Here is an 18,871-nt window from a genome sequence, read left to right on the forward strand (position 1 = left end):
TACCTTAGGGAGTCATCTGTTTTTAATATACCGGATATCGCTTTGATGAGGTCTATCAAAAGGTATTTTAAAACGCTATTTGGGTAAATCAGACTATGTTGTGTCCCTTATTTCAGGGATTGGAGTTCATCTCCTGGAAGAACAAACCATATTTTTTGAAAATTTTATGTCCTTCTTCAGATGCTGCAAAAGCCATGAATTTACGAGCAGTGTCCATGTTTCGTGAAAATTTTAAAAGGCCAAGCACAAGATTGTTTACTTCTGAAAATTGAGGGTCAATATCAAGGACATCCATGTAGTCTCTGTTCTCCTCCCATGTTGATACTGCATGCCAGTTTATAACAAGATCAGCCTCTTTGTTGACAATAACCCTTGCAAGATCCTTTGAGTCAGTTGTCAAAAGCATTGCATTCTGAAGCACCAGGTCATAGATTCCTCGTTTTTCAAGGATCTTCTGGGTCTCTTTGCCTATGCTGCCGCTTTTGGCATTGCCGATTACAACGGCATATTCCTTTTTCGCAAGATTTGCAAGATCGTTTGTTATTCCAAGGGGATTGCCTTTTTGAACCATAATGGATGCTCTGTTGTGCCCGACATGTACAGTTTCAAGGATGGTACAGGGATAGTCACTGCTAATTGTCTTGTAATATTGGTCCGAGCCTGGGAGATAAAGATCTCCGGTTTTTGTATAAATTATTGATTTCAGAAGATTTCCTGAACCACCTTTGGTAATGGTGATGTTTACGTTTTCTTCTTTTTCAATGATTTTTGCAATTTCAAGCATGGGCTTTATCATTGTGATACCACAGAAAATCAACAGCTCTTTTTTTTCGGGCAGGTCTGCTGTATGTTCCTTTTCACATCCGGTAACAAGTAGAGAGGAAATCAGAATCACGGCAATAAGTATATGGCGTGATATTGATGATCTTACGGTAAGGTCATATATTGATTTATTAAAAGACATTTTATTTTGGCCTTGTCATTTCAGGAAGGTATAAATCTGTGAATGAATGGTGCCGATAAAAGATTGCTTTTTTTTATCCTCAGGTTTATTATAGCCCCTATTCCTTTATATAGACAAGTTTAAAATTAAGGACAAAAGACAATGCAGATATTTAGATATCCTTCAGATGAGGGAGATAAAAGGGTTATCCAGACCATTGAAAGAGGACTTGGTTTTTCAGAATCAGATTACAAAAATGTGGATTCCTACATTCAGGATGTGCGAAAAAGAGGTGATGAGGCTGTAATTGATTACACCCGCAGGTTTGATTCAGCCAAAGTAACATATGAAAACTTCAGGGTTTCTACCCTTGAGTTTGAAAGTGCAGAAAAACTTGTTGATGCAGGTTTTTTAAAGGCGCTTGACCGTGCTGTTGATCAGCTTGAAGCTTTTCATATTCGTCAGAAACAGAACTCATGGATAGATAACCCAAGGGATGGGGTTATGGTGGGACAGCTTGTAAGAGCTGTATCTGCTGCCGGCATCTATGCCCCTGGTGCAAAGGGTGGAAAAACACCTCTTGTATCATCTGTCTTGATGGGCGCGGTTCCTGCAAGGGTGGCAGGTGTTGACTCCATTACGCTCATGACACCGCCCATGGAAGATGGCACAATTAATCCCTATATGCTTGTTGCTGCAAGGCGGGTTGGTATTGATGCTGTTTTCAAGGCCGGAAGTGCCTGGGCAATTGCAGCAATGGCCTATGGTACCGAGCAGATTAAAAAGGTGGATGTCATTGTAGGACCTGGCAACATCTATGTGACCCTTGCCAAAAAGATTGTATCCGGAACAGTGGGAATTGACATGATTGCAGGTCCAAGCGAAATTCTTGTGATTGCAGACAAGGGTGCAAATCCTGACTTTCTGGCAGCAGATCTGCTCTCCCAGGCCGAGCATGATCCAATTGCATCTTCTATTCTTGTCACAGATTCACAGGAACTTGCAAAAAAGGTTTCCGATGCTGTTGGCCGGCAGCTTGAATCCCTTCCGAGAAAAGAGATTGCCGCTCAATCCATCCGTGATTTTGGCGCAATAATGGTTGTACCTGATATTGATACTGCCATTGATCTCTCCAACAGGCTTGCTCCGGAGCATCTTGAACTTGTGGTGGAAGAGCCCTTCCAATATACAGGTAAGATCAGAAATGCCGGAGCCTTGTTCATTGGCCCCTATACGCCGGAACCTGTGGGGGATTATATAGCCGGCCCCAACCATGTTCTGCCCACTGCCGGAACAGCACGTTTTTCATCTGCTCTTTCTGTTGATGTTTTCACGAAAAAAACAAGCCTTATCAACTACTCTAAGGCTGCCTTTGAAAAGGAGGCCAATGATATAATAACCCTTGCAGAAATTGAAGGGCTTGGTGCCCATGCCAATTCTATAAAGGTTAGAATGGAAAAAAGTTACAGTAAATAGATGGAGCCATGAATGACAGATCAGAAAACAACCATTAGTCGCAGGGATAAACGTCGCAGAAAGAGAGCTACGCTCTGTCACTGCTGCAAGGGAGAGTTTTCCTTCTGCTGGAGCTGCCGATGCGGATTTGCCATCTGCCAGGAGTGCATGTATGAAAATCAGTGGGGTATGACCTGTAACGGTATCACCTGGGAGTGTCCCGATTGCAGTGAGCAGAATTCCTACTGTAACCAGTAGAGGAAGTGTAATCTTTCATTTCTCAGTTAAAACTTTAGTGAATAATATTCCCATTAATTAAACATTGTCAAAAAAATTGTAAAGTATTTTTGGATGATATGAAATATGACAAAAAAATAAGGTGCATATCTGAAATAACATGGCCACTTACATCCCCATTCGCAGACTTGCGAGGGGAAGTTAGGTTAATTTTATTTCGGCCTCATACCTTAAAAGGTCAAACAGGGGGTTGTGTTGTATGCCTGAGTTGTGGACAAAAGATAAAGAATTTGAATTTTTTGAAATTTCATCAAATCTTGTAACCATTCAACAGTTGTTTTATTATGGAGAAGATTTTCGTTATTACGCGTATTGGCCTAAAAGCTATAAAGGCGGCAAATCTACATTGCAGAGTAGAAATGCGTTAATTGGAAATTTTACTGAAAAGTTTGTAGTTGATTTATTGCAGGATTTTGCAAAATCCAGAAATCTTTACGCTATTCAGGGCGCAATATGTGATCAAATTGGATTAACTTCCAAATCACCGGCGGATGTTGTTCTTTGCAGGGAAAATAAAACAGAACAGAGAATAGAAGATATTATAGCTATCTTTGAAGTTAAAATGTCAATTGTCTGGAATTGGGAATATACAACTAATGGGTTGAAATGTTTAGGAGATTTTAAGACACATCAAGGCAATCCAGGATTGTTGCGCTCAGATTCAATGTTAAAAGCAATTGGAAAAAGTATAAATATTCGAGTTTCAGGTTATGGTGCTTCACATATTCCTATTGTAATATTGGGCAACACTCCAATAACTGAGTACTATACGGAAAAAGTAGATCATTTATTGATAGCAGGAATAATACAGGGTTTTTGGTCACTTAATACAAAACCTTTGGATGATAACATTGAGACTTTAAAACAAACTGATAAAAAAGGTTTTGTTCGCATTGATTCTTACTGCGAATTTCTTGATATGCTTGATAAGTTGTTGATTGAAAAACAGAACTTTTTTTCTGCCATGAAAACAAAAAATCAACTGGGGAAAATTATTGAGATAGCAAGTCAGGAAAGAAGTTTGGAATCAAAAGCAGAAAAGTTTCTTGAATTAATAAAGGTATAGAAAAATATGCTTAAAAATGAACAAAATTATAATCGGGTGGGAACAAAAACAAGTTCTTTCGGGACTTCTGGTCGAATAAATCATGATTCAACAAAATTCTATAACAGTAAACTTTATAGAGATTTTAAAAAAAATAAAAAAATTGTTTACACAGAAAACAATATACATACGCAATATTTAAATCGAATGTTTTGTAAGTCCAGCGAAAAAATGGATGAGCTGCCAGATAATAGTATTCATTTGATGATCACGTCGCCTCCATATAATGTCTCAAAAGAATATGATAATGATTTAAGCCTGAAAGAGTATATTGAGCTTCTGAATCGTGTTTGGCAGGAAACATATCGGGTGATGGTTCCTGGTGGTAGAGTTTGTATTAATATTGCCAATTTGGGACGAAAACCATATATACCTCTCCATAGTTATATTATTGAAAGTATGCAAAAGATCGGATTTCTTATGAGAGGCGAAATTATCTGGAACAAAGCATCAAGTGCAAGTCCATCCTGTGCATGGGGCAGTTGGATGTCAGCTTCAAATCCTGTCTTAAGGGATATCCACGAATACATTCTGGTTTTTTCAAAAGATATTTATTCAAGAAACAGAAAGAACAAGGAAAGTACAATAAAAAAGGAGGATTTCCTTGAATGGACAAAAAGCGTCTGGACATTTTCGGCGGTGTCTGCAAAAAAAATAGGACACCCTGCGCCTTTTTCTGAAGAGCTTCCACACAGACTTATCCAATTATATTCTTTTGCGGGTGATATTGTTTTAGATCCATTTGCAGGAAGTGGCACTACATGTTTATCTGCTGTAAAAAATAAACGTAACTATATTGGCTATGATATTAATGAGCAATATATAGAATTGGCGGAAAAACGAATATTTGGTTTTGTAAGTCAGATGGATCTTTTTTATTAATGCTTTCCTTGATAATCGACACAGACCAGGCTTTGAGTCTGTTAAATGTTCTGAATTAGAATCAGAAGCTTACTCTTCTTATTAGCAGTGGTGATAATGAGATTATACATTTGGCTCACTAACAATGGAGGATGTTATGGCTTTAATTCACGTTACTGTGTCAGTAAATAATTTACGCAACGATGGCAAAGCCTTTGAATCTCAATTTCTGGTAGATATCCTGGTTATCTTGATTCAGACAAATTCAGCAACTGCAAAAAAGCAATAATATGGCTCTTTTGACTAAGGAATTGCTCAGTCTAAATTCAACCCTTAAATGTTACACATATGATCTTTTGAGCTTGGAGATTCACTTTAATGACGAAATCCAGAACACTTTATCTTATCGACGGCACAGCCTATCTTTATCGGGCTTTCCATGCAATCCGAAATCTTTCAAACTCAAAGGGGCTTCCCACAAACGCCACATATGGCTTTACAATGATGCTGCTTAAGTTGATCAGGGATAAGGAGCCTGACTATGCAGCCATGTTTTTTGACATGAAAGGCCCCACATTTCGCCATGAAATATATGATCAATACAAGGCTAATCGTCCACCCATGCCGGAGGAGATGGCAGTTCAGATACCCTGGATCAAGAAGATTGTGGCTGCAATGAATATTCCGGTTGTGGAAAAACAGGGCTATGAAGCAGATGATCTGATTGGAACCTATACCAGAATTGCAAAGGCCCAGGGTTTTTTCTCGGTTATGGTAACCGGAGACAAGGATTTCATGCAGCTTGTGGATAGGGATTGCGTAATATGGGATCCCATGAAAGACAAGACAATGGATGTGGATTCTATCCGCAATGATCTTGGAATTGAGCCTATTCAGGTTATTGATATGCTGGGACTTGCAGGGGATACATCAGATAATATTCCCGGGGTTCCGGGTGTTGGACCCAAGACAGCCTTGAAGCTTATCAGTGAATATGGAAATATTCAGGAGATCTATGATAATCTTGATAATTTGAAGTCAAAGAAAGCAATGCACAAAAAGTTGCTGGATAATAGGGAACAGGCCTTTTTAAGTCGCCGTCTTGTAACCATTGAGAGATCTGTAGAGGTCAGCCACGATCTTGGGGAGTTCAAGATGGAAAAACCTGACAATGAAGCACTTGCAGAGCTATTTAAGAACCTTGAATTTAGAAAGTTGCAGCAGGAGTATTTTGAGGCTTTGCCTGTTCCGGAGAAGGATTACAGGTGCCTTACAAAAATTGATGATATTAAAAAGGTGTTGGATGAACTGAAAATCCCCTTTGCAATTGACACGGAAACAACCTCACAGCATCCAATGCTTGCCGAACTTGTTGGTATATCTTTTTCCTGTCAGCCCCACAGGGCATTTTATATTCCACTTGCCCATGTTCGCCCAGATTTGGATGAACTTTTACTCAACTCTTCAGATGTCTCATCTGATCTTCTTGAAAGCCAGCCCGATATCGGGGAAGTTCTTGCAATGTTAAAACCAATTCTTGAGGATCCTTTAATTCCAAAAGTCGGGCAGAATATCAAGTATGACTATATTGTGCTTGCAAAGTATGGCATTGAGATGCAGGGAATGGTTTTTGATACAATGATTGCATCATATCTTCTCAATCCATCCCTTCGCGGCCATGGACTTGATCAGATCGCCATGGATCTTCTTGGTCATAAAACCATAAAATATGAAGATGTTACAGGCAAAGGCAAAAAACAGATTCTATTCAGTCAGGTGGATATTGAAACTGCTGTACCCTATGCCTGCGAAGATGCGGATATTACCTTGCAGGCCCATGGGATTTTGAAGAAGCGTATTGAAAAAGAGGGGCTTTTAAATCTCATGGAGACAATTGAAATGCCCCTTGTTCCGGTTCTTGCAAAGATGGAGATGCAGGGAATCAAAGTTGATGTTGCAAAACTTCATGATCTTTCCAAATCCTTCCAGCAGGAGATGGATAAAATTGAAAAAGAGATTTTTGCAGTTGCAGGTGAGACGTTTAACATAAATTCCTCCCAGCAACTGGGGAACATTCTGTTTGAAAAACTCAAACTGCCGGTACAGAAAAAGACCAAAAAAAAGACAGGATACTCAACGGATATTGATGTACTCACAAAACTTGCTGAACAGCATGAACTTCCCGCACTTATTTTAAGATTCAGATCCCTTGGCAAGCTAAAATCAACATATACAGATGCTCTTCAGCAGCTTGTCCATCCATCTACCTTCCGGATTCACACATCCTTTAACCAGACAATTACAGCCACTGGCCGCTTGAGCAGTTCAGACCCCAATCTTCAGAATATACCCATCAGAAATGAAGAGGGAAAGAGTATAAGAGAGACATTCATACCCGAAAAAGGATGGAAACTTCTTGCAGCAGATTATTCACAGATTGAGCTGCGGATACTTGCCCATTGTGCCGAAGACAAAATTCTTATTGAAGCATTCACAAATGATGAGGATATTCACACAAGAACTGCCGCAGAGGTGTTCCATGCCCTGCCGGGGTTTATTACAGATGAGCTTCGGCGCCAGGCCAAGGCCATAAATTTTGGTATTGTATATGGCATGGGTGCATTTAAACTTGCAAAGGAGCTTTCCATAAGCCGTAAGATGGCACAGACATATATAGATAACTATTTTGCAAGGTACTCAGGTGTTAGAAGTTATATTGATGACACAATTGCCCAGGCCCGTGAAAAAGGGGAGGTTCAAACCCTGCTTGGCAGAAGAAGAAGGCTTGATGATATCAATGCATCCAACGCCAATGTCCGTGGCTTTGCAGAGAGAATGGCCATCAATACTCCCATACAGGGTAGTGCTGCTGATTTTATAAAACTTGCCATGATTAATATGGATAAAGCTTTAAGAGAAGAGAGTATGAAGAGCCGGATGTTGCTGTCGGTGCATGACGAGATTCTGTTTGAGGTACCTGAAAACGAAATTGACGCTTTGACAGCACTTGCAAAAAAGGAGATGGAAGGGGTGTTTGATCTCAAGGTTCCCCTCAAGGTCAATATCGACTGCGGAGATAACTGGGCAGAGGCTCATTAATGAGCCCGTTGATTTAGTCGATTCTTGAAAAAATCACCACAATATGATGTGTTTCTTGATTGCTTCAAAATCATTATATTGTGACGAAATCAAATATGTAAATACTTAATCAACAGAGTCATTAATGGAAAATTAATCTTTTCAGATTATACCTTGAATTCTCAATCTATTTTGGTTCTTCCTGTGTCATTTGAGATGATGCGGATTCATTGCTCTTCACAGTCTCGCTGACAGTGGCGTAGATATCCCTGAAAGATTCATGGATAGAAGATGGAGAAAGTCGTCCCATCTCAATGAATTTCACCACAATCTCTTTTGTGACTCTGAGTATTTGTTCGTCAATTGATTTCATAATGCACTCCTGATACCAAAGAATTTTATCAAGGTCAACAATATGTTAAGCTCCCCAATATTTATTCTTGTTGCCATGCAGTGGAAAATGCTTATAATTGCTCCGATGTTTTTCTCTTTTTGCTTTTTTGTGTTTTTTAAACAGCTATAATTTAAGGAAAATAGCCTCCCATGGAAGATGAAACCAGGTTGAAAAATATTTCACATGACCAAATTCCCACTTTTGACGATACTCCAGATTCTTCTCGCCCCAATCATGCAAAATTATCTCTTTCCAATGATATAATTGAGAATTGGAATGGAGATAAAATGGTGGAGACACTTGTTGTTGACGGCAAAAATATCACTCTTGTCGGAACTGCACATGTCTCAAAGGACAGTGCCCGTCTTGTCAAGGATATAATCCATCACCAGAAGCCCGATACCGTATGTGTCGAGCTTTGCGCATCCCGCATGAAATCCATTAAAGACACCGACAGTTGGCGTAATATGGATATTGTAAAGATCATTAAAGAGAAAAAGGCAATGCTGCTTCTGATCAATCTCATGCTTGCTGCTTTTCAGAAAAAAATTGCAGAAAAGTTTGACATAAAGCCTGGCCAGGAGATGATCAATGCCATTGAGGCTGCCGAGGAGGAGGGGGCAGCAGTTGTGCCGGCAGATCGTGAAATCCAGACAACACTTGCAAGGGTCTGGCGCAGTATGGGGCTTTGGGAGAAGCTTAAACTGATGTTTCAGTTGCTCATGTCTGTTGGAAGTTCCGAAGAGATTACAGAAGAGGACATAGAGGAGATGAAGAAGGAGGATATACTCCAGACCCTTCTTGCAGATGTGAAAAAATCCCATCCCATAATGGAGAAGGTACTTATAGATGAACGGGATCAATATCTTTCCGCTAAGATAAGAAATGCCCCGGGCAATACCATTGTTGCAGTTGTTGGGGCAGGACATCTTGCAGGAATAAAGAGATACATGGCATCTGAAAAAGAGATATCTACTTCGGAACTTGATGCTCTTCCGCCAGGAGGGAATCTTGGAAAGATGCTGAAATGGGCAATACCCACATTGATTCTTGTGCTTTTTGTTGCAGGTTTTTTCATGAAGGGAAAGGATGCCGGAGCTGACATGATCTGGCTGTGGATAGGGGCCAATGGCTTTTTTGCAGGCCTTGGAGCCTTGATTGCCTTGGCACATCCCTATACAATAATATCATCCATTGTGGCAGCGCCTTTGACCTCCCTGAATCCTATGATTGCAGCAGGCTGGGTATCAGGGCTTGTGGAGGCCATATTCAGAAAACCAAAAGTTAGAGATCTTGAGGCCATTCCAGTGGATATTCTCTCTGTCAGAGGCTTTTGGCGTAATAATGTAACAAGAATTTTGCTGGTTGTGGTATTTACCAATCTTGGAAGCACAATAGGTACAATGACAGCTATTCCCTTGATGCTCAAGGTTATGCAGTAAACGATCATGGCTGATGATCAGCCACCCCCGACCATGGAAATTGTATCCATTTCCACGGTAAACGGTCATGGCTGCCATCCAGCCACCCCCGAATATGGAAATTTGTATCCATTCCCACGGTAAAAACAAAATTAATTTTTATGCTAAACGGGCATGATTGATTACGTATCACTCACCCCCACAAATATAAAAAACAGGAGTCATTTTCACGGTAAAGGAAAAAAATATGGAAAGACCGGAACTTATCAACCCCTCTGTCTGCTTGAAAATTCTGAATGAAAATGAACTGGATCAGGTTTATGAGGCAGCAATTACAGTGCTTGAAAAAACAGGTTTCAAGATGACACATAAAGATGCTGTTGCACTATGCCAAAAATCCGGTTGCAAAATCGAAGGAGACCGGATTCGTGTCCCCCGTGAAGTAATTGAACAGTGTATAGAAACAGCACCCAAAGGTTTTACAGTTTATGACCGTCTTGGTAATCCTGCCCTTGATCTGAGTGGCCGGAACAGCTATTATGGATGTTCCACAGGCTCTCCCCACACCAGAGATTATGAAACCGGTGAGATAAGACCAACTACATACAGAGATCTTGAAATCGGTGCTCACCTTTCAGATGCCCTTCCAAACATTGACTGGGTAATGCCATTTGGTACAACACAGGACACCCCCCAGGATGCATCTTTTCTGTATGATTTTGAAGCATGTGTTAAAAATACAACAATGCCTGTTATGTTTTTAAGCGAAAGTGTTAAGGATTCATTTTATATCCAGTCCATGGCAGCAGCATGTGTGGGCGGAAAGGATGCTTTGAGAGAAAAGCCTTTTTTGATGGCATACCCGGAACCCATAACCCCACTTTTCTATCCTGATGAAGTTGTGAGCCGATCTCTTTTGGCAGCAGACTGGGGGCTTCCACAGTGCCCAGGTACATCCCAGCTCATGGGGGCAACAAGTCCTGTTACCCTTGCAGGAGGTGTGGTGCTGTGGCTTTCCGAAGCATTGATGAGTCTTGTTGTGCTCCAGCTTTATAAACCTGGTTCCCCCACATTCCTGAGTGGTAATTTTGGAACATTTGATATGAAAACATCGGTAAGTGCAGTGGCATCTCCGGAGGTCAGCATGTGCCTTGCAGCACAGGCTCAGATGGGGCAAAGGCTTGGACTTCCAACCTGGGGACTTGCAGGAGCTTCGGATTCCATGATAGTTGATGGACAGGCCGGTGCTGAAAGTGCATTTGGCATACTTGCCCAGGGACTTGCAGGACTCAATCTCATTCATGATGTTGGATATCTTGGTGCCGGCATGGTGTGCTCTCCGGAAATGCTTGTGATGGGTGACGAAATTTGCGGAATGACTCGTCATTTTCTCAAAGGTATAACAATTAACGCTGAAACACTTGCCACAGAAGTAATAGACAAAGTAGGCCCTGGTGGTAACTTTATTCCGGAAGTTCATACTTTCAGGCATTTCCGTAAAGAGACATGGTTTCCCACTATAATGGATCGAAGTCATCTTCATAACTGGGTAAGCAAGGGAAAACCAGACATCAACCACAGGGTCAGGGAAAAAATTAATCACCTTATGGCAAACCATAAACCGGTTCCCCTTGGAGATCATGAAATATCAGAGATTGAAAGAATAAGATCAGAGGGAGAAAAAGCCCTCATGAAGGATAAATAAGATTTCTTGCCATATTTCATTTATCAATTACATTTTTTGAACCATGATTTTCATGATTAAGGGATTATCCTGATTTTTCAACATGTTAATCCTTTACCTTGAAAATGACTATCATTTTTGTATTTGGGGATGATTGATACGTAGTCAATCATGTCTGTTAAATCCTTTAATCATGGTTCAAATTTTTCAGAAATTGGCAAGGAACCAATGAAAATAAAAAAAATAGGGCATGCTTCATTTACAGGTTTACACTTTCTGGGATACATGTCCATTTATCGGGAATTTCCATCAAAAAAGTGTAAACTACTTTTGGGATGATATGAAGGATGTCAAAAATAGCACGAATTACCGCTTTGATATGGCTTATAACTCTTGCTTCATCGCTTTATATTACCCTTGAAGATGAGAAAGAAAGCGGAAACATGGCATTTGTCCTGATTGTGCAAAAAAACTTTATCCTGATATAGAAATGTACGAAGATTGATGCTCTTTCAAAAAATTCATAAAAACAAAAATTTTTGCTGGAATATCCGAAAGATTTTTCATTGTGAACCTCGTCGTCAGGACTATCTTGTTATTTTTGGTCGTTATCCCATTCCTGGAAAAACCAAAACCCGCCTGATTCCTGCCCTGGGAAGTACAGGCGCAGCAGAGTGCCACCGAATCCTTACAGAAAAAACAGTTGCTACTGTTCGCATGTTTGAGAATAAGTACAATCGTCAAACGCAATTTGATGGCCAACGTCAATCTTTAGGCATTAAGTTTTACCATTTTGGTGGAACTTCTTTGCAATACAGACAATGGCTTGGTGAGGGGATTGACTTTCACCAACAGGCTTTCGGAGATCTTGGGGCTAAAATGTTCAGTGCTTTTTCCGAAGCTTTCAAACTCGGAGCTCAAAGAGTTGTCCTTATAGGAACTGATTTGCCGGATCTATCGGTTCACCACCTTTGTGAAGCTTTTGATGCACTTAAGCAGTATGATATTGTTCTTGGGCCTGCCCAAGATGGCGGCTACTGGCTTGTGGGTATGTCCCGGCCATATAATCTATTCAGCAATATCCCATGGGGAGAAGATACCGTTTTTTCCAGAACCCTTGAGGTTGCCTACAAATTGAACCTCAATCTATTTTTTCTTGAGACTCTTAGGGATATTGATCGCCCTTGTGATCTTTTTTTAACTGCTAATAAAGAAGTTGAAGACTTAAAGAAGGAGCCTGAAGGCTTGCAACAGGAGACTTTACAAAAGGAAGGCTTTCAGCAGGATGTTTCACAGCAGGATGTCTTACAGCAGGATGTTTCACAGCAGGATGTTTCACAGCAGGATGTCTTACAGCAGGATGTTTTGCAGCAGGATGTTTTGCAGCATGATGTCTCGCAACAAGAACTCTTTCAACAAAAAAGTTGGGATAAAAAATACGCTTTTAAAAAAGATAATATTATTACCATGGGTTTAAAATGTAATCAAAACTGGCAAAAACCATTGATTTCAGTTATTATTCCTGCTCTTAACGAAGAATCCCGAATTGCCTCTGCCATTGAGTCTGCAAAAAATATCAACACCGAGATCATAGTAGTTGATGGCGGAAGCTTTGATGACACTGTGGAAGTTGCAAAAAAATGTGGCGCCAAGGTTTTAACAGCTTCAGGGGGAAGGGCAAACCAGCAAAATAGGGGAGCTGATGTTGCACGTGGAAAAATTCTTGTTTTTCTACACGCGGACACACAGCTTCCCTCCGACTATGTTGTGCCTCTTTTTGCTGCATTTCTTGATAAAAAATGTGTGGCAGGGGCTTTTTCTTTTAAGACAAGCTCCAGCCATAAAGTTATGAACATTGTTGAATTTGGTGTTAATCTGCGAAGCCGTTTATTTAAGCTTCCCTATGGTGATCAGGCTCTTTTTTTCAGAAGCTCTTGTTTCAGAAAAGAAGATGGTTTTCCTCTAACTCCCATTGCCGAGGATTTAATTATGGTTCAAAAGATTAAAAAGAGAGGAAGATTTGCTATTCTCAGAGAGTCTGTCACTACCTCAGCAAGGCGATGGAACCGGATTGGTATTTTGCGTACAACAGTTGTTAACCTTGTGATAGTTGCAGGAATATTAATGGGTTTCTCCCCTGATCGTTTTGCTAAACTGTACACACGGTAAGTAATATCTACTTTTCGATCATTTTAAAAATGTTTTGTAATTACAGATAAAATAAGTATTTGATTAAATATTTTGTCTGCTGATGATTACCCTACACTGAATACATAGTAAACAGGCATGATTGATTGCGTATCAATCACCCCCAAATATAAAAATAATAGCCATTTTCACGGTAAAAGAGTAAAAGATAGCCGCTTGATTTTGGTTACACTCAAACACTATTAGGACATAGTGTTTTTGCAAGGTTTGATTGACGGGTATAAAAAGCTTTGAAGATTTGAAATGTCTTAAATAATCACCCGATGATTTAAACTTGAAGAAACAATAGTAGAGGAGGACTATATATTTGGCATCAGAAATTGAACAAATAAGATTGGCTGTATCAAGAAATATAGGTGCTAAAAAAAAGTCGCAGCTTGGTCAATTTTTTACATCAGCATCAATATCTAAATTCATGGCAGAGATGTTTGCTAATAATGAAAAAAGTATTTGTCATCTGTTAGATGCTGGTGCAGGTATTGGCTCGCTTTCGGATGCTTTTCTTGAGCGATGGGTATCTGGTGGTTTAAATTTTCAATGTGTAAAACTTGATGCTTATGAAATAGATACCTCTTTGAAATCTCATTTGGCTCAAACGTTAAGTAGGTATAATGAATGCCCTGGTTTTGATCTGATTATCCGAAGTACTGATTTTATTCAAGTTGCCTCAGATTATCTTTCTGGAGGTCTTTTTGCTGATAAAATACCAAAATATACCCATGCCATTTTAAATCCTCCTTATAAGAAAATACAAAGCAAATCTGTACATCGTGCTGCATTAAGGGAAGTCGGTATTGAAACAGTAAATTTGTATTCTGCTTTTGTTGCTTTGTCATTGTCATTACTTGATGATCAAGGGCAACTTGTTGGAATTATACCGAGAAGCTTTTGTAATGGATTATATTACCGTCCATTTCGTAAATTCATGATGAGGCATGCTGCCATTAAACACATACATTTGTTTAAGTCACGGAATAAAGCATTCAAGGATGATGACGTGCTACAGGAAAATATTATAATTCGCCTTGAACGTGCTGGTAAGCAGGGAACAGTTATTATTTCAACATCAACAGATGATAGTTTTAAGGATTTGAGCATCCAGGAATATCCATTTGAGCGTATAGTATTTCCAGAAGATAAAGAACAATATATCCATGTTCCAACATCGTCCGAAATAAATGCTCTTGATCTATCTCCTTCAATCAGCAATACATTATCGGATATAAAAATCAATGTTTCCACTGGTCCGGTGGTAGATTTTCGAGTCAAAGAGCATCTATGTAAGATGCCTGAATCAAGTAGTGTTCCTCTACTATATCCAATTCATTTCATAAATAATGGTTGTGAATGGCCTAAACAGGATATCAAAAAACCAAATGCTATTAAACGCAATCAAGATACAGAAAAATGGCTATATCCAAATGGTTTTTACTGTGTTGTGCGCCGTTTTTCATCAAAAGAAGAAAAACGTCGTGTTGTCGCAAAAGTTGTTGACCCTTCTAAATTTCCTGATGCATCTGCACTGGGATTCGAGAATCACCTCAATGTTTTTCATGCCGGCAAAAAAAGCTTACCAAAAGAGTTAGCCTTTGGAATAGCTTTGTTTTTAAACACAACCGCTGTTGATGACTATTTCCGAACATTTAACGGGCATACTCAAGTTAATGCGACAGATCTTAAGCGAATGAAATATCCTGATCGTGCTACTTTAATCAATTTTGGAGAGTGGGCAATAGCTAAGGGCGAACTCACTCAAAAGATGATTGATGATAAATTGGAGATATTATTTAATGAGTGAAATAAATGATCACGTAAAATCAGCACTTAAAATTATCATTTCGCTTGGACTCCCTCGGGCACAGCAGAATGAGCGTTCCGCTTTGTCTTTGTTGGCTTTGCTTAATCTTACACCAGACAAAACATGGGCAGAGGCTGATAATCACTTAATTGGCATCACCCCAATCATGGATTGGATACGTCAACATTATCAAAAAGATTATGCACCTAACACACGGGAGACAATACGGCGCCAAACAATGCACCAATTTATGGATGCAGGAATTGTTCTATACAATCCAGATCAACCTGATCGATCAGTTAACAGTCCCAAGGCAGTCTATCAAATTGAACCTGCTGCATTAACATTATTACGTAGTTTTTATACAAATGAATGGCATGATAATTTGACGAATTATTTATCCCAACGCGAAACGATTGCTTCTCGCTATGCTAAGGAGCGAGAAAAAAACCGTGTTCCTGTTCAAATCAGACATGGAGAAAAAATTACTCTTAGCCCTGGTGAACATAGTGAACTGATACGAGCCATTATAGAAGAATTCTCACCGCGTTTTGCACCTGGGTGTCTATTGCTTTATGTAGGTGACACAGGAGATAAATGGGCTTATTTTGATGCTGCGCTACTTTCTGGGTTAGGTGTAGATATTGATTCCCATGGTAAAATGCCAGATGTTGTATTACACTACACTAAAAAAAACTGGCTGCTCTTAATCGAATCTGTAACAAGTCATGGGCCGGTTGACGGGAAAAGGCATTCAGAGCTGACACAACTGTTTTCGGGTGCAAAAATTGGGCTCGTTTATGTAACGGCTTTTCCTAACCGTAGGGTAATGGCTCGCTACCTTACAGATATTGCATGGGAAACTGAAGTGTGGGTTGCTGATGCACCATCTCATTTAATTCACTTTGATGGAGAACGATTTCTCGGACCTTTTATGTGAAAATCTCCACAATCGCTTGTTTTTTTATATGAAAGTCTCAGTAAGTGGCTGTTTTTAAAACGACTTTCATCTCTTCGATTGTGGCGGCTATCCGCCATGTACGTTATATGAAAGTCTCTGTAACAGCCTGTTTTAAAAAACGACTTTCACTCCTTAGATTGTGGCAGGTATCCGCCATGTACATTTTATATGAAAGTCCCCGTAGTTTGGGGATTTTCATCCATTCGATTGTGGCGGTAATGCCGCCATGGCCGTTATAAAGACTTTCATCATTTAGATTGTGGCGAGAATTCGCCATGTACGTTATAAACTCAAAATCGACACCTTATTGCTTTTTGATCAATTATTGAATTTGTCTGAATCAGGATAACCAGGATGAAAAGGATGCTCAGGATAAATAATCCTGCCTTATCTTGTTAATCTTGGACATCCTGATTCAGACAATTTTGACAAGGCTCAAAAGATCATAGGTGTCGGCTTTGAGTATAAAAAAAACAACCAAATCAAATGTAATAGGTGTCGGATTTAAATATATCAGGAGAAAGTATGAAATTGTTTCCATTGAAAAACCAGAAATTTTGGAAAGACTTGTGGCACAATGCAATTGACAATGCCTCTGAAGAAAAGAGCTGCACAGAAAATGTAAAACGCTGGGACAAACGTGCTGACAGTTTTGCGAAACGTACATCATCTCCAGAGGCCATCCGTCGTAAGGAAGATATCTTTTCTATGCTTTTCAGTGCAGGTGCCTTGAAATCCGGAAGCAGGGTTCTTGATATTGGTGCAGGGCCTGGTAACTGGGCAATTCCAATGGTGGAAGCAGGTGCTTATGTCACAGCACTTGAGCCTTCTGCCGGTATGGTTGATGTGTTGAAAAAAAAGATGGCTGCAAAGAATATTTCACCGGTTCAGATCAAGATCGACCAGAGAGCCTGGCAGGATGTTAATGTGGAAAAAGAGGATATGATTGGGCACTTTGATCTTGTGTTTGCCTCCATGAGTCCCGGGGTGAGAGATCCTGAAACCCTGGATAAGGCTATGAAAGCTTCAAGGGGGTTTTGTTATCTGAGTACCTTTTCCGGTGGAGGATGGCGAAGCTGTTACAATGATATGTGGAAAGAGATAACAGGGGAAGAGCTTGAATCATCTTCATGGGATTTTATCTATCCTTTTACATATGTCTATTCACTTGGATATCGCCCACGGGTGGCATTTAATGTCTGGTCACATGACAGGGAAGAGTCCATAGAGGATGCAATCCAGAATATTCTTTTTTTTGTGGAAGGTGCAACAGAGATAACTACGGAGGCGCGTGAAAATTTGGCTGATTATGTTCAGAGCCATTCAGTTGATGGCATGTTCAGGCAGAAGCAGACCATATGCCAGGGGGTGATGTTGTGGCAGGTGGCTTGATTATTGAGTTAAACCTTCATGGACAGACTCCGGCAACACCTGATCATGAAAATGATAAGGGATTTTTACGGTAAAGGTTGGCTCAAATCATGGAAATCATATGGATAATTGGTGCAGGAAAATTTGGAAAGCACGCTTTACAGGGACTTTCAGGTAATTCGGCTGTTAAAAAGCTTGTTATGGTCGATATGGTTGAACCAGGCTCTTTTCTTCATGCAGAAGGTATAGAAAAAAAAGTTGAGTTTATCCGTATGGATGGGGTCACTTTTTTAAAGGAGTATCTTAAACCTGATGGTCAACCCCCTGCCAGGATAGATTCTGATGATACTATCAATGGTCGTAAAGTTTATGAAGATTATGCCCCTGACTGGATTATACCTGCTCTGCCTGTCCATCTTGCTGCAAGATGGTGTCAGGCTATGATTGAACCAAATACCATATCTTCCTGTGAGCTGCCTTCGGAAGTGGACTGCATGCTGCCAAACACCATGCGGGGTGCAAATGGGGATATGTATGTCAGTCATGCCGATTTTTATTGTCCTTCCAGTTGTAATGAGCCTGATAAATTTTGTACCGTAACAGGAAAACCACGAAAACAGGATATGCATAACCTAATTGCAGAGACAAAAATTGAAGGGTTCCATAATTTTGTAATTCAAAGCAGGCAACTTGGCCCGGGGATCGGAGGTTTTCGTCCTAAAACCCTTTTTGAACTTTTGAAAAAGGTTCAGAACGTTAAGGGGAAACTTGTTATTACTACTGCATGCCGGTGTCATGGGGTATTGACAGGTCTTAAAAAATAAAAACAGGGGAGAAGCAGTAAATCATGCTTCTCCCCTTATGGTATTAAAATTACTTTTTTGTTATGGTATCTGAGTGTTCTTTCAAGGTTTGATTGTGGGGTAGAAAATGCCTTTAACCTTTGAAAAGCCTTAAAAGTCTCCCGACAGTTTAAACTTGAAGAAGCACTGTGTCTGCCATGTGCGTTTAACTTGTTTTATCCTGCAACATCAATACCAAGATCGCATCCAAGATTTTTATCCGGGTTTTCACATTCAAAATTGTGGTGTCTGGTATCTACATGACCTTCTTCTCTCTCAAGCTCTGACTCAATGTGATTTTCAATTCTGTTCTCGCTCATAGTTCACCTCATATGTTTTTCACTAAAAAGTGTTATTATTTATTTTGCCTTTAACTACTGGCCATTTGAAAACAAAGTAAGGCACATCAAACTTTTGTCAATGGCAATACACAAAAAAAATAACTCAACTCTC

The 18,871-nt window shown here is 39.9% G+C and carries 18 protein-coding genes; 14 read left to right on the forward strand and 4 right to left on the reverse strand.

The features are described from left to right. Nucleotides 1-112 precede the first annotated feature (112 nt). Complete coding sequence (locus MTBBW1_RS15550) at nt 113-964, reverse strand: substrate-binding domain-containing protein (RefSeq protein ID WP_080804686.1); 852 nt, start codon at nt 962-964, stop codon at nt 113-115. Between the two features lie 141 nt (nt 965-1,105). On the opposite strand from MTBBW1_RS15550, the gene hisD reads away from it, so the two are divergent. From hisD to polA, 6 genes are all read left to right on the forward strand, one after another. Next, a complete protein-coding gene (hisD, locus tag MTBBW1_RS15555) occupies nt 1,106-2,419 on the forward strand; it encodes a histidinol dehydrogenase (protein ID WP_080804687.1) in 1,314 nt (437 codons plus the stop codon). 12 nt (nt 2,420-2,431) lie between these two features. Further along, a complete protein-coding gene (locus tag MTBBW1_RS15560) occupies nt 2,432-2,656 on the forward strand; it encodes a hypothetical protein (protein WP_080804688.1) in 225 nt (74 codons plus the stop codon). A 238-nt stretch (nt 2,657-2,894) separates the two neighbouring features. After that, nucleotides 2,895-3,761: a hypothetical protein gene (locus MTBBW1_RS15565; RefSeq protein WP_080804689.1), complete on the forward strand. Its 867-nt coding sequence runs from the start codon at nt 2,895-2,897 to the stop codon at nt 3,759-3,761. Between the two features lie 6 nt (nt 3,762-3,767). Then, a complete protein-coding gene (locus MTBBW1_RS15570; protein WP_080804690.1) occupies nt 3,768-4,682 on the forward strand; it encodes a DNA-methyltransferase in 915 nt (304 codons plus the stop codon). A 136-nt stretch (nt 4,683-4,818) separates the two neighbouring features. Further along, nucleotides 4,819-4,950 carry a hypothetical protein gene (locus MTBBW1_RS29995; protein WP_281255649.1) on the forward strand — a complete coding sequence of 44 codons (132 nt, stop codon included), beginning with the start codon at nt 4,819-4,821 and terminating at the stop codon, nt 4,948-4,950. Between the two features lie 89 nt (nt 4,951-5,039). After that, nucleotides 5,040-7,760 carry a DNA polymerase I gene (gene polA / locus MTBBW1_RS15575; RefSeq protein ID WP_080804691.1) on the forward strand — a complete coding sequence of 907 codons (2,721 nt, stop codon included), beginning with the start codon at nt 5,040-5,042 and terminating at the stop codon, nt 7,758-7,760. A 166-nt stretch (nt 7,761-7,926) separates the two neighbouring features. Here polA and MTBBW1_RS15580 read toward each other — a convergent pair whose 3' ends face one another. After that, nucleotides 7,927-8,112, reverse strand: coding sequence for a conjugal transfer protein TraB (locus MTBBW1_RS15580; RefSeq protein ID WP_080804692.1), 186 nt, complete (start codon nt 8,110-8,112; stop codon nt 7,927-7,929). A gap of 308 nt (nt 8,113-8,420) precedes the next feature. Here MTBBW1_RS15580 and MTBBW1_RS15585 point away from each other — a divergent pair, with 308 nt between their 5' ends. The 6 genes from MTBBW1_RS15585 (at nt 8,421) to MTBBW1_RS15605 (ending at nt 16,184) form a co-directional block, all read left to right on the forward strand. After that, complete coding sequence (locus MTBBW1_RS15585) at nt 8,421-9,575, forward strand: TraB/GumN family protein (protein WP_080804770.1); 1,155 nt, start codon at nt 8,421-8,423, stop codon at nt 9,573-9,575. A 226-nt stretch (nt 9,576-9,801) separates the two neighbouring features. Beyond that, nucleotides 9,802-11,259, forward strand: a complete 1,458-nt coding sequence (locus MTBBW1_RS15590; RefSeq protein ID WP_080804693.1) for a trimethylamine methyltransferase family protein — start codon at nt 9,802-9,804, stop codon at nt 11,257-11,259. Nucleotides 11,260-11,585: 326 nt separating this feature from the next. After that, nucleotides 11,586-11,726: a hypothetical protein gene (locus MTBBW1_RS28445; protein WP_186441359.1), complete on the forward strand. Its 141-nt coding sequence runs from the start codon at nt 11,586-11,588 to the stop codon at nt 11,724-11,726. A gap of 16 nt (nt 11,727-11,742) precedes the next feature. Then, nucleotides 11,743-13,407: a TIGR04283 family arsenosugar biosynthesis glycosyltransferase gene (locus MTBBW1_RS15595; RefSeq protein ID WP_080804694.1), complete on the forward strand. Its 1,665-nt coding sequence runs from the start codon at nt 11,743-11,745 to the stop codon at nt 13,405-13,407. A gap of 346 nt (nt 13,408-13,753) precedes the next feature. Further along, on the forward strand, nt 13,754-15,244 hold the full coding sequence (locus MTBBW1_RS15600; protein WP_222424073.1) for an Eco57I restriction-modification methylase domain-containing protein: 1,491 nt from the start codon (nt 13,754-13,756) through the stop codon (nt 15,242-15,244). Continuing rightward, nucleotides 15,237-16,184 (forward strand): BsuBI/PstI family type II restriction endonuclease, encoded by a 948-nt coding sequence (locus MTBBW1_RS15605; RefSeq protein ID WP_080804695.1) that lies wholly within the window; start codon nt 15,237-15,239, stop codon nt 16,182-16,184. The genes MTBBW1_RS15600 and MTBBW1_RS15605 overlap by 8 nt, the downstream gene beginning before the upstream one ends. Before the next feature lie 103 nt (nt 16,185-16,287). On the opposite strand, the gene MTBBW1_RS15610 is transcribed toward MTBBW1_RS15605, so the two are convergent. Further along, complete coding sequence (locus tag MTBBW1_RS15610; protein ID WP_080804696.1) at nt 16,288-16,482, reverse strand: hypothetical protein; 195 nt, start codon at nt 16,480-16,482, stop codon at nt 16,288-16,290. Nucleotides 16,483-16,730: 248 nt separating this feature from the next. Between MTBBW1_RS15610 and MTBBW1_RS15615 the strand changes: the two genes are divergently transcribed. After that, on the forward strand, nt 16,731-17,597 hold the full coding sequence (locus tag MTBBW1_RS15615; protein WP_080804697.1) for a class I SAM-dependent methyltransferase: 867 nt from the start codon (nt 16,731-16,733) through the stop codon (nt 17,595-17,597). Between the two features lie 89 nt (nt 17,598-17,686). After that, complete coding sequence (locus tag MTBBW1_RS15620; protein WP_080804698.1) at nt 17,687-18,400, forward strand: hypothetical protein; 714 nt, start codon at nt 17,687-17,689, stop codon at nt 18,398-18,400. Nucleotides 18,401-18,594: 194 nt separating this feature from the next. Here the strand turns inward: MTBBW1_RS15620 and MTBBW1_RS28450 are convergent, their stop codons facing one another. Further along, on the reverse strand, nt 18,595-18,738 hold the full coding sequence (locus MTBBW1_RS28450; RefSeq protein WP_186441361.1) for a hypothetical protein: 144 nt from the start codon (nt 18,736-18,738) through the stop codon (nt 18,595-18,597). Between the last annotated feature and the right edge of the window lie 133 nt (nt 18,739-18,871).

The sequence above is a fragment of the Desulfamplus magnetovallimortis genome (assembly GCF_900170035.1).
Classification (GTDB): Bacteria; Desulfobacterota; Desulfobacteria; order Desulfobacterales; family Desulfobacteraceae; genus Desulfamplus; species Desulfamplus magnetovallimortis.